Source organism: Joostella sp. (assembly GCF_048266025.1).
GTDB classification, from domain to species: domain Bacteria; phylum Bacteroidota; class Bacteroidia; order Flavobacteriales; family Flavobacteriaceae; genus Galbibacter; species Galbibacter atrarenae.
On sequence record NZ_JBLXAF010000001.1, the window covers coordinates 443988 to 457193 of the forward strand.

A 13206-nucleotide genomic window follows, 5' to 3' on the forward strand; every position below is an offset into this window, starting at 1 on the left:
CTCTTAAAACTTAACATTAACTCCAAACATAAATGTTCTTGGAACTGGATACCCTGCATTATCATGCCCTATGGTTTGTGTACTAGAGCCTGTTAATGAAACATCTGGAGTATACCCTGTATAATCTGATACTATAAAAAGATTATTCCCAGAAGCATAGAATCTCATTCCACTTATCCCCAACTTATCAGTTATATTTCTAGATAAATTATATCCAACTGTTATGTTTTGAAATCTAAAGAATGATGCATCTTCAATATAACGATCACTAAAACGAAAGCTTTGTGCTCCTCTATTACTTGAATCAGGTCTAGGATAAATACTGCTAGGATTTTCTGGAGTCCATGCTTCTGTTACACGCTGTAATTGCTGACCGTCATCAAAAGATAATAGTTGAAAGTTTGTAACATTGGCTATTTCTCCACCGAACTGTGCGTCAAAATATGCACTAATATCAAATTGTTTAAACCTAAATGATGTTTTAAACCCAACCATACCATCTGCTTGAGCTCTACCTATAACATCTTGATCTAATTCATTAATTATCCCATCTCCATTTAAATCCTCATACATTTGCTCTCCTGGTCTAGCTGCAATAGCTCCATTTCCATCTGCATCTGTAATAGGTGTATATGTAGCATTTAAATCTGAGTTGTATAATGTTATTTGCTCTTCTGTAGATAAGCCTTGAAACTCTTCGAAGTCACTAAATTGAGAAATTCCAGCTCTTGAATATCCATAAAAAGCTCCTAGTTCTTCTCCTATAATTAAACGCTGACTTCCTCCTGAAATCCATCCTTGATTATATCCACTTTCAATATAATCTTGATTTAAATCATCGATTTTTGTTTTTCCTGTAGAATAGTTAACCCCAATGTCCCAGCTCACATTGTCTGTTCTTATTAAAGATGCATTTAAAGCTACTTCTATTCCATTCGTTTTCAACTTACCAAAATTTTCAGTATAAACTGTAAAGCCAGAATGTGCAGGTATTTTATTCCCTACAACCAGTAAATTATCTGTCACTTTGTTATAATAATCAAACGTACCAGTTAATCTAGAATTCCAGAAACCAAAATCCAATCCTACATTAAGCTGTGAAGTTCTTTCCCACTGTAAATCATTATTTGGTAATTGACTTACATAAAAAACTGGACTTAATGTCTCTGTTCCCCCTAAATTAAAAGGATATTGATCTGCGCTTAATTGATTTAATGATTGATATGGCTGAATTGCCTGATTACCAGATTCTCCATAACTCAATCTCAATTTCATTGTTGAGACTACTTCTGAATCTTTTAAGAAATCCTCTTGATCTAACTTATATGCTAATGCAGCTGCTGGAAAAAATCCGTATTTGTTGTTTGCTGCAAATTTTGAAGATCCATCATACCTACCAGTTAGCGTTAGCAATATTTTGCTTTTATAATTTAAATTTACCCTTCCAAAAAAAGACAACAGCTTAGAATCTGTGTATCCTACTTGGTCTGGGTCATTAAATGCTGCTGTATGTGGCGCATAAAACGTTAAGATATCATTTGAAAATCCAGCATTAGATATACGTAAGGAATTATTCTCTCTATATTCGTAAGACTGCCCTAATAAAGCTGAAAACTGAAAGTTATCACCAAAGTTATAATCAAAATTAAGCGTATTCGTATTTGTAAGGAAGTCTAAGCTTGACCTCATTGATCTAGCAACTCCACCTCTACTAATGTTAGGTGGAAAAATATCTTTTTGATAAAAATCTTGATCTGCATTTCTTCCTTGATAAGACAATACTGTTTTAAAAGAAATATTATCATTGAAATTAAACTTTCCAAATACATTACCATTGAACTCACTTACTTTATTGAAGTAATTATTTCCTTCAATGGCTGTTTGTGGTGTATATGACTCTACTCCATCAACATCCAACGCTGCATCTTCTCCAACCGTAGGCGCTGTTCTTAAAGCACGCATAATAACACTATTAGTTCCGTTTACGGTATTAAAATTTGTATTTGTACTTTGTTGGTTAGATTCTAATCTCGAAAAACTTAAACGTGCACCAAACTCTAGTGACTTACTAACTTTAGCGTCTAAGTTTAATCTTGCAGAAATTCTATCAAAATCTGTTTCCCTAACAATTCCATCAACATCATAATAGTTTAATGAGAATAAGTAACGTAAGTTCTCTTTTCCCCCACTTATTTTTAAATTATTATTAATCGTTTGTCCTTGCTGAAACACATAATCTTGCCAATCGTATGTTTCATGTTCACCTTGAAGTGCTATTTGATAGTTAAGTTCTTCATCCTCTGTTACAGAATTAGAATTTCTTTTTGCAGTATACCTATTAATCCAATATTCATTGGCATTCATCAAATCAATCTTTCTAGGAAGATTAGATACCCCATATTCTGTTTCAAATTCAACAACTCCTTGCCCAGTTTTACCTCTTTTGGTAGTAATAATAATAACTCCATTGGCTCCTCTAGACCCATATACAGCAGTAGCTGATGCATCTTTTAAAACCTCCATAGATGCAATATCTGATGGGTTTATGGTAGATAATGGACTAATCTGCCCACCTTGTTCTGTATCAGAATCCAAAGCACCTAAAGCTGTATTATCCATTGGCACTCCATCTATTACATATAAAGGAGCAGAACCTCTCAAAGAGCTAATTCCTCGAATCCTAACATTCGCTCCAGCTCCTGGAACACCAGAACTTTGCGTTACTAAAACCCCAGATGCTCTTCCTGCTAATGCTTGATCCACAGATACTGTAGATGCATTGGTTATATCTTCTGCTTTTACCGTAGAAACAGACCCTGTTAAGTCACTCTTTTTTACAGACCCGTATCCGATAACAACAACTTCATCTAACTCATTTAAATCTTCTTCTAAAACAATAGTTACCTTTTGAGTTCCAGAAACAGACACCTCTTTTGTAATATATGATATATAGGATACAACTAAAGTACCACTCCCGTTAGGGACATTAATACTGAAGTTTCCATCAAAATCCGTAACAACTCCATTTTTAGTCCCTTTTAAATGAACTGTAGCTCCTGGCAATGGTGTATTGTTAACGTCAAGAACAACTCCTTGAACTTGATTTTGTAGGTTAATTACTAAATCCTCTTCTATCTCTATTGATTTCATGGCTGTATTCGCTGATCCCTTACTATAAAATAGTAACATACAAGCAATTAGCAACACATGTAAAAACGAATTATTTCGCTTCACTCTTGCTGTAGTTTCTCTCATAATTTAGTTATATAGTTTTGTTTGATTTTGATTTTATCACTATAAAAAATCAGTCATAAAATGATCTCTTGAAAAATAAAAGTCTTAAGTACTGAAAATAAATAACAATAATTAAGTAAACTTACTCAAGAACAAAGGCTGTTTCCACCAAAAAAATAACATAATGTTGTACTTTTTTTGCTCTTTATGAGTTTAAATAAATTAAAAAAGCACAAATAACGATTTCGTAGTTAAGTAACAACATTCATTTAAGTAGGACGAAGAGATAGATTTTAACCTGAAACAGGTTCCAAATTGAAAAGCAAAAAAAAGCAACCCATGATGGATTGCTTTTAATTAAAATTTAATACCTATTCTATCAAATTGATTAGGTTGTATATTATATTCGCTTAGTCGTAATTCTACTACTTTTTTAAATGATTTGGTAGATTATTAATTTCACCGCAACAGACCTGTTCCATCACTTGCCTTAATTCTGTTTTTAAAAGAGATATAGCGTGGTCTCCTCCTTCTTCTCCCATTGCTGCTACACTATACATAAAGAGCCTTCCTAAGAAAGTAAAAGATGCACCACTAGCTATTGTTCTAGCGATATCAGGACCTGAACGAATTCCACTATCCATCATTACAGTAATCTGGTCGCCATACTTTTCTGCAATTCTTGTAAGAGGCCTAATAGTAGATTCCCCTGCATCGAGTTGTCTCCCGCCATGATTAGAAACAATAATACCATCAAAGCCCATTTTAATGGCTAACTCAGCATCAGACTCTGTAGCTACACCCTTTAAAACCAACTTCCCTTTCCACATATCTCGGATTGGTTTAATTTTCTCTTCATTCAATCTCCCTGAAAAGGTTTTATCCATAAACTTCCCAAGTTGTTTCAGATTTAATCCTTCAGGTGTATAAGGCTTTAAAGTCTCAAAAGTTGGCTGTCCATGCTTCAATGTTTCAAATGCCCAACGAGGTTTTTTAAATACTTCAATTATATTTTTAACAGACATTTTTGGTGGCATTGCTAAGCCATTTCTAATATCGCGAGGTCGAAATCCAAAAGTTGGCACATCACATAAAACAACTAGAACAGGACACTCTGCATCTGCTGCTCTTTTAATTATATCATCCCTCAAGGCATCTTCAGCAGGATGATAAAGTTGAAACCATGCTTGTCCTTCCGTAAGCTCTGCTATTCTTTCAATACTAGCGGTAGTTACCGTACTTAAAATAAAAGGAATATTATGTTTGAACGCAGATTTCGCCAAGATTTCAGGAGCATTTGGCCACATAAGTCCTTGCAGGCCTACTGGAGAAATCCCGAAGGGAGCATCATATTCATGGCCAAATAATGTTGTTTTTAATGTTGAATCTGTATAATTATCGAGATAATAGGGTTGCAATTCAATATCTCTAATTTGAGAAGTGTTTTTATGCAGGTTTACATCTTCATTACATCCGCCATCTAAGTATTCAAAAGCAAATTTTGGCATTCGCTTTTTTGCTCTATTTCTAAGATCATCTGCAGAAGGGTATCTACTATCTACTTTAATTTCTACTTTTTTCATTTCTACTATAATTTAAAAATGTGATCCATTAGTCTCCATTTCTCATTCGGTTTAGAATTAGGTAGAGCCTTTTGGTATTTCCACATCAAATCTTCCCACTTCTTTACAATCGCTTTTGGCTCTTTCAGTTTAGATTCTTCATAAGCAACCTCATCGACCACTTCCATAATCATAAAAAGTCTGTTTTCTACTGAATAGATATCCATAGTAGAAATTCCAGATTCTTTAATATCATCTAGTATTTCTGGCCATACTTCCTTATGATAAGCCTTATATTCTTCTATTAAATTAGGATCTTCATTTAAGTCTAAAGCAAAACAATATCTTTTCATAACTCATTAATTATTACTGATGAATCTTTTTCCGTAGAAACAAATTACTAAAAAGCATATTAAAGGGAGTACAAATGAAAAGTTCACCTCAGAAACACCCATTATTGTTGTGTCATTAACCCCATTTCCAGCGATATCAATTATCATCCCTTGAAACTTAGGCATCAACGCACCTCCTACAATAGCCATTACTAATCCTGCCGCGCCAATTTTGGAACTTTCTTCATCCAAACCATCTAATGCAATTCCATATATTGTAGGGAACATAACAGACATAAAAAATGAAAGCGACACTAAGCAATATAATCCAATAATTCCTTCAATATAGATGGTTCCTAAAGAAGCTATTATTGCAAACAAAGCAAATAACATTAATAATTTTCCAGCTGAGATATATTTGAGCATATATGTTCCTACGGCTCTACCCACTAAGAAAAGTATGAATGCAATAAACTGATAATTTGCTGCATCACTAGAGCTTATACCAATTGCTTCTGCATATTGATATATATAAGTCCAACACATTATTTGTGCTCCCACATAAAATACTTGTGCTATAACTCCAAATACATATTTTTTATTCTTAGAAAGCGATATAAATGTTTTTCTAAGACTTAATTTACCTTCTTCATTATTTACTTGCGGCATTTTAACTGCCAACAATAAAATAAAAAGGAACAAAACAACAAGTCCTAAAATTACATATGGATTTCTTATTACAATCAGATCGGCTGTTCTAATTTGAGTTTTCTCTAGCACATCTAAAGCTGAGAAATTATCGATATCATCTGATTTCAATTTTTTAAGCACAAAATGTTGTGCTACCAAGAGTCCTCCAATTAAACCAACAGGATTAAATGCCTGCGCCAAGTTTAACCGCTGGGTTGCCGTTCTTGGATCTCCCATTGATAAAATATAAGGATTGGCAGTAGTTTCTAAGAATGCTAATCCGAAAGTAAGCACATATAGTCCTAAACAAAAAAACCAAAATTGCTCCGTAATTGCAGCTGGATAAAATAGAAGTGCTCCAACTCCATAAAGAAAAAGGCCTAATAAAACTCCCGATTTATAAGAGTACTTCCTTACAAAAATAGCCGCAGGCAATGCCATACAAAAGTAACCTCCGTAAAAAGCCATTTGCACCCAAGCTGCTTCAGAATTAGTTAATTCTAAAACTTTTTTGAACGCCTGAACCATTGGATCTGTAACCGCATTCGCAAAACCCCATAAGGCAAATAAAGAAGTAATTAGTATAAATGGAACTAACACTTCTTTGGAAACAACCTTAGGTTTGTTATTATCTTTATCGCTCATATATTTTATTTAATGTAATGCTCTATCTAAATGTGTATAACCTCCATCAACATGGAAAATCTGACCTGTAGTATGGCTAGATTTTGATGAAATTAAAAATACAACTGCATTTGCAATCTCTTCAGTTGTTGTCATTCTATTTTCCAACGGTATTTTTCGTGTAATAGATTCTATTTTCTCCTTCGGTTTATCAAAAGTATTAATCCACTTTTCATACAAAGGTGTATAGCATTCTGCCACTACAACGGCATTTACCCTTATTTTATATGGAAGTAATTCTACTGCCCATTCTCTTGTTAAAGCATTTCTCCCTCCATTTGCCGCAGCATACCCCGAAGTTCCTCCTTGGCCTGTCTCAGCAGTTTTTGAACCTATATTTACAATAGCTCCAAAAGATTCTTTTAAATAAGGTAATGCATATTGAGCCATTAAATAATAATGAACAACGTTGCGCTTTAAAGATGTTATAAACTCCTCATGAGACCCATTCTCCAAACCTATACTATCATTCACTCCAGCATTATTGACCAAGCCATCAATTCTACCGAACTTTTCTACAGTTCTCTCTACAGCAAGTTTACACTGTTCAGGATCCGTCAATTCAGCAAATGCATAATAGGCTTTCCCCCCAGCCTTTTCTATTCGCTCTACAGCAGATAAAACATTCTCTTTATTTCTACCTACAATAACTGGAATTGCTCCCTCTTCTGCCAACACATTACAGATACCGTTACCGATACCTTTTGAGCCTCCAGTAACAATTATTACTTTATTTTCAAGATTCAAATCCATAATAAACTTTTATTATTATTCTTTCCACATTGCTCCATCTGGAAAAGTATAAGCTTCCAACGAATCTTCTTTCATTGTGATACTATATCCTGGCATTTTTGGCGGCATATAAGCTCCATCCTTAATAACTACAGGTTCTAAAAAATGCTCATGTAAATGATCTACAAACTCTATAATTCTATCTTCTAAAGAACCGCTAATCGAAATAAAATCTAACATTGACAAATGCTGCACATACTCACACAAACCTACTCCTCCAGCATGTGGACATACAGGAATCTTAAATTTAGCTGCCATTAACATAATAGCCAAATTCTCGTTTACTCCTCCAACTCTACAACTATCAATTTGGCAAATTCCAATTGCCGATGCCTGCATAAGCTGCTTGAATATAACTCTATTTTGACAATGCTCACCTGTAGCAACTTTTATTGGACTGACTGCTTTTGCTATTTTTGCATGACCTAAAATATCATCTGGACTTGTTGGTTCTTCAATCCACCAAGGGTTAAATACCTTTAAAGATTCCATATTAGTTATAGCTTCATCTACATCCCATTTTTGGTTTGCATCCATCATCAGCTTTAAATCGTCTCCAATTTCTTCTCGAATAATTTTAGCTCTACGCATATCATCTTGAAGATTAGATCCTACTTTTATTTTCATATGCTTAAAGCCTTCTTCTTTAGCTTCCTTGCACAATTTTCGCATCTTTTCATCAGAATACCCCAACCATCCTGCTGATGTTGTATAAGCAGGATAACCTTCCTTTAATAAGTAATCTATTCTTTCTTGCTTCGTTGCTTCTTTTTCTTTCAGTAATGCTAATCCTTCTTCTGGAGAGATAGCATCTGAGATATATGTAAAATCAATACATTTTATTAATTCTTCTGGAGACATATCTGCAAGCAATTTCCATAACGGTTTCTCTGCCGCTTTTGCATATAAGTCCCAAACGGCATTTACAATTGCTCCAGTAGCTAAATGAATAACTCCTTTTTCTGGCCCTAACCATCTTAACTGACTATCTCCAGTAATCATTCTCCAAAAACCAGCCATATCATCTGTAAACTCTTTTAGTTCTTTACCTTTTACTAAAGGAGCTAAAGAGTTTATTGCAGCAGCACAGAGTTCGTTCCCTCTACCTATGGTAAAGGTTAGTCCGTGCCCTTCTATTTCTTTATTGGTTTTTAAGATTACGTAAGCAGCCGAATAATCTGGATCTGGATTCATTGCATCCGATCCGTCTAAAGATTTACTTGTTGGAAAACGAACGTCTTTTACTATTACATCTGAAATATAAATACCTTTATACATAACTCTAAATATTCATTTAAAACAAATGTAGTAAGCTATCTATATGCTATCAACTTAACAAATCGCAAGTAATGATACTTTTTTTGCCTAAATAAGAAAATCATCGGTGTTTCTTAACAAATTCTGAAGGAGACATTTTTTTAATCTTTTTAAATTGTCTGTTAAAATTAGAAATATTACTAAAACCACTTTCATAGCATACCGATATTACCTTGTGTTTTTCTTCTATCAACAATTTACATGCATAACCAATACGAATCTCATTTAAATAAGTAGTAAAAGTTTTTCTATGAATCCTTTTAAAATACCTACTAAATGCTGAAGAATTCATATAAGCGACTTCAGCAACATCCTTGGAACTAATCGGTTTATTAAAATTATTAAATATATATTCATATATTTTTTTAAGGTTTTGGTTTTCTCTTTCATTAAAAGAACTTAAAAAACCCCTACTTGATAAGGATTTCGCATCATCTTCATTTGAAAGATTATTTAATATTTCTAATAGTTTTAATAATTTACAAAATAAGGTTAATTCCTTATTTTCATCAAGTTCCTTTATTAATGAAAGTGTCTTTGTATTAACACTAGAAAATACCAATCCAGATTCTGCCCTTTCAATTAGATCATGAATCTGTTTTATCTCTGAAGCCTCTAGGAAAGCATCACCTAAAAAATCTTTTTTAAAGTGTATCGATATTGCATCTGCAAACATTTCTGAATCTTCATTGTAATACTCTTCATCATTTAACCACATATGCGGCAAGTTTTTCCCTATTAAAACCACTTCCCCTTCTTGAAATTTATCAATACTATCCCCTATAAAACGAGTACCTGTACTTTTTAAAATTAAAACCAGTTCTAGTTCTGGATGGTAATGCCACACTTTTAAGAAATGCTTATGAGTATTTCTCGTTACAGAAAATGATTGATATTGTGTACTCGCCCTATTTAAAAAATGCAACTTCATAATGATAATATTCTATAAGTAAGCTTTAAATATAGCAAAAAATATACAATATTATTTGTAAGTTACTGTGGTGAGCAAAAAAAATACAAACGCAAGTATATTATAATGTAGAATAACGGAAACACACCAACTAATTTTGGATACTTTATAAATCAGTTGCCAATTTAAAACATCATGGAAATAAAAAAAATTCTTGTAGCGAATAGAGGAGAAATTGCCATCCGAATTTTCAGAGCTTGTGTAGAAATAGGCATAAAGACTGTTGGAGTTTTTACCTTTGAAGATAGGTACTCCTTACATAGATACAAGGCAGATGAATGTTACCAAATAGGAAGTAATACAGAGCCTTTAAAGCCTTATCTAAATATAAATGAAATTATAAGAGTTGCATTAGAAAATGATGTAGATGCCATTCATCCAGGATATGGTTTTCTGTCTGAAAACTCAACGTTTGCAGAAAAATGCAAAGAAAATGGGATTATTTTTATTGGCCCAGATGTTTCTGTTTTAAAATCACTTGGCGACAAAATTGCTGCAAAAAAAATCGCAATTGATAATGATGTCCCAATAATTAAAAGTAATGTAGCTCCATTAGAATCTATTGAAATTGCTAAAGACGAAGCAAAAAAAATAGGATACCCAATTATGCTAAAGGCTGCTTCTGGAGGAGGAGGAAGAGGAATGCGAGTAATCCGTGATGAATTATCTCTCTCTGCAGCTTTTAAAGAAGCAAAAAGAGAATCGTTAAATGCCTTTGGAGATGACACTGTCTTTTTAGAAAAATATGTTGAAAACCCTAAGCATATTGAAGTACAAATTGTAGCGGATAACCATGGTAACATGATACACTTATATGAGAGAGATTGCTCTGTACAACGACGGTACCAAAAGGTTATAGAGTTTGCCCCTTCTTATGGATTAAGTGAAAGCACAAAAAATAGTTTATACACATATGCCCTTAAAATCTGTAAAGCAGTTAACTACAACAATATAGGTACCGTAGAATTTCTAGTTGATGACGATGGTAGCATCTACTTTATTGAAGTAAACCCTAGAGTTCAGGTAGAACATACTGTTACCGAAATGGTAACAAATATTGACCTTATAAAGACTCAAATTTTTGTAGCAGGAGGCTATAAATTATCTGATAAACAAATAAAAATTAAAGATCAAAACGCTGTAAATATAAGTGGATTTGCCCTACAGTGTAGAATTACTACAGAAGATCCAACAAATGATTTTAAACCAGATTATGGAGTAGTAACGACTTTTAGAAGTGCTGGTGGATTCGGAATCAGGTTAGATTCTGGTAGCATCTATCAAGGAGTTAATATTTCTCCATTTTTCGACTCCATGCTTGTAAAAGTTTCTGCGAGGAGCAGAACACTAGATGGTGCTTGTAGAAAAATGCGTAGAACGCTCGCTGAGTTTAGAATAAGAGGTGTTAAAACTAACATCGCTTTTTTAGATAATATACTTACACACCCTACCTTCCGAAGGGGAGAAGTTACCGTAAACTTTATAAAAAGCGAGCCTTCATTATTAGAGTTCAAAGAACCTAGAAATAGAGCTAATAAATTACTAAACTTTTTAGGGGAAGTTACTGTAAATGGGAATCCAGATATTAAAAGAAAAGATGATAATATAGTATTTAGCGAACCTATAATTCCCGAATATCAGAAGGGAAAAACATTTCCAAAAGGAACGAAGAACCTATTAACAGAATTGGGACCAGAAAAGTTCTCTACGTGGTTGAAAAACGAAAAAAAGATCCATTATACGGATACTACTATGCGAGATGCGCATCAAAGCTTATTAGCAACAAGGATGCGTACCCTAGACATGATGAAAGTTGCAGAAGGATACGCTAAAAACAATCCTGAAATTTTCAGTATGGAAGTATGGGGAGGCGCTACTTTTGATGTTTCGATGAGGTTTTTAAATGAAAATCCTTGGGAACGCCTAAAGTTATTGAGAGAAGCAATGCCAAATCATTTACTTCAAATGCTATTAAGAGGGTCTAATGCAGTTGGATATACCGCATATCCAGATAACTTAATTGCTAAATTTGTTGAGCAGTCATGGGAAACAGGAATTGATATTTTTAGAATTTTCGATTCATTAAACTGGATGAAGTCTATGGCACCATGTATAGAACATGTAAGAACTCGAACCAAGGGCTTAGCAGAAGGTACTATTTGTTACACTGGAGATATTTTAGATGTCGAAAAAACAAAATACAATCTTGCTTACTACATCCAATTAGCAAAAGATATTGAAAATGCAGGAGCACATATATTAGCCATCAAAGATATGGCTGGATTACTTAAACCGTATGCGGCTTACGAGCTAGTTAGCGCTTTAAAAACAGAGATTTCTATCCCAATCCATCTACACACACATGACACCTCATCAATTCAATCTTCAACATACTTAAAAGCAATTGAAGCAGGCGTAGATATTATAGATGTTGCATTAGGAAGTATGTCTGGATTAACCTCCCAACCAAACTTTAATTCTGTTGTAGAAATGTTGAAATTCCATGAGAGGGAGAATAAAATGAATACTGAAAAGTTAGCAGAATACTCTAATTATTGGGAGGCTGTAAGAAAATATTATTATCCATTTGAAGCAGGGCTTAAAGCAGGAAGTGGAGATGTATATACCCATGAAATTCCTGGTGGTCAATATTCCAATTTAAAGGGACAAGCAACTTCACTAGGGCTGGAAAACAAATTTACTGAAGTTACAGACATGTATGCCAAAGTAAATACACTCTTTGGCGATATTATAAAAGTTACTCCTAGCTCAAAAGTAGTTGGAGACATGGCTCAATTTATGATAAGCAACAATCTCCAGCCAGCAGATATTTTAGAAAAAGGAGATTCATTAGCTTTTCCTGCATCTGTAATTGGCTTTTTTAAAGGAGATTTAGGACAACCACTAGGAGGTTTTCCTAAAAAGCTACAGGATATCATCTTAAAAGGGCAAAAACCAATAGTTGATAGACCCAATACTCACTTAGCCCCAATTGATTTTGATAAAGAGTTTACTGCCTTTAAAAATCTCTACGGAAAAGGGATGGGAAGAGAGCTTGAAATTACAGATTTCCTATCGTTTCTATTATACCCTAAAGTATTTATAGAAGCTTATAATAAGCATATTAAATATGGAAATGTAAAGAATATCCCAACAAAAAATTTCTTCTACGGAATGGAAGAAGGAGAAGAGATTTTAATAGAACTAGATAGAGGAAAAACCATTCTTGTTTCTTTAATGATAAAAAGTAAACCTGATGAATCTGGAAATGTAAATTTATATTTCAAGGTAAACGGTCAACTTCGAAATATTCTAATAAAAAACAATAGTATTAAGGTTGATAAAAAAGAAAATATTAAGGCTATTAAAGATAATGAAATAGGAGCACCATTACAGGGAATGCTATCCACTATACTTGTAAAAAAAGGAGATAAAGTAACAAAAAATCAACCTCTGTTTATTATAGAAGCAATGAAAATGGAAACAACTACAATTGCTCCATTTGATGGAACTATTAAAGAGATTGTCTTAGATGATGCTAGCTTAGTTAATTCAGACGATCTAGTATTAATTATAGAATAATTTAATCAAGAAAATTATTCCTTAAAATAAAAGCGACTAACAC

8 protein-coding genes are annotated in these 13206 nt (G+C 33.5%); 1 reads left to right on the forward strand and 7 read right to left on the reverse strand.

The features are described 5' to 3' along the window. Positions 1-3: 3 nt before the first annotated feature. From ACN0TY_RS01875 to ACN0TY_RS01905, 7 genes are all read right to left on the reverse strand, one after another. A complete protein-coding gene (locus tag ACN0TY_RS01875; protein WP_417443139.1) occupies positions 4-3255 on the reverse strand; it encodes a SusC/RagA family TonB-linked outer membrane protein in 3252 nt (1083 codons plus the stop codon). A 404-nt stretch (positions 3256-3659) separates the two neighbouring features. Continuing rightward, on the reverse strand, positions 3660-4817 hold the full coding sequence (locus ACN0TY_RS01880) for an alpha-hydroxy acid oxidase (RefSeq protein ID WP_417443140.1): 1158 nt from the start codon (positions 4815-4817) through the stop codon (positions 3660-3662). Between the two features lie 5 nt (positions 4818-4822). After that, entirely contained in the window at positions 4823-5149 is a 327-nt protein-coding gene (locus ACN0TY_RS01885) for an L-rhamnose mutarotase (protein WP_417443141.1), read from the reverse strand. A 6-nt stretch (positions 5150-5155) separates the two neighbouring features. Further along, positions 5156-6463 (reverse strand): L-fucose:H+ symporter permease, encoded by a 1308-nt coding sequence (gene fucP, locus ACN0TY_RS01890; RefSeq protein WP_417443142.1) that lies wholly within the window; start codon positions 6461-6463, stop codon positions 5156-5158. 9 nt (positions 6464-6472) lie between these two features. Continuing rightward, positions 6473-7255 (reverse strand): SDR family oxidoreductase, encoded by a 783-nt coding sequence (locus ACN0TY_RS01895; protein WP_417443143.1) that lies wholly within the window; start codon positions 7253-7255, stop codon positions 6473-6475. Positions 7256-7270: 15 nt separating this feature from the next. After that, positions 7271-8572 (reverse strand): L-fuconate dehydratase, encoded by a 1302-nt coding sequence (locus tag ACN0TY_RS01900; RefSeq protein ID WP_417443144.1) that lies wholly within the window; start codon positions 8570-8572, stop codon positions 7271-7273. A gap of 100 nt (positions 8573-8672) precedes the next feature. Further along, positions 8673-9542, reverse strand: a complete 870-nt coding sequence (locus tag ACN0TY_RS01905) for an AraC family transcriptional regulator (protein WP_417443145.1) — start codon at positions 9540-9542, stop codon at positions 8673-8675. Positions 9543-9716: 174 nt separating this feature from the next. Here ACN0TY_RS01905 and ACN0TY_RS01910 point away from each other — a divergent pair, with 174 nt between their 5' ends. After that, positions 9717-13163 carry a pyruvate carboxylase gene (locus ACN0TY_RS01910; protein WP_417443146.1) on the forward strand — a complete coding sequence of 1149 codons (3447 nt, stop codon included), beginning with the start codon at positions 9717-9719 and terminating at the stop codon, positions 13161-13163. The last annotated feature ends 43 nt before the right edge of the window (positions 13164-13206 follow it).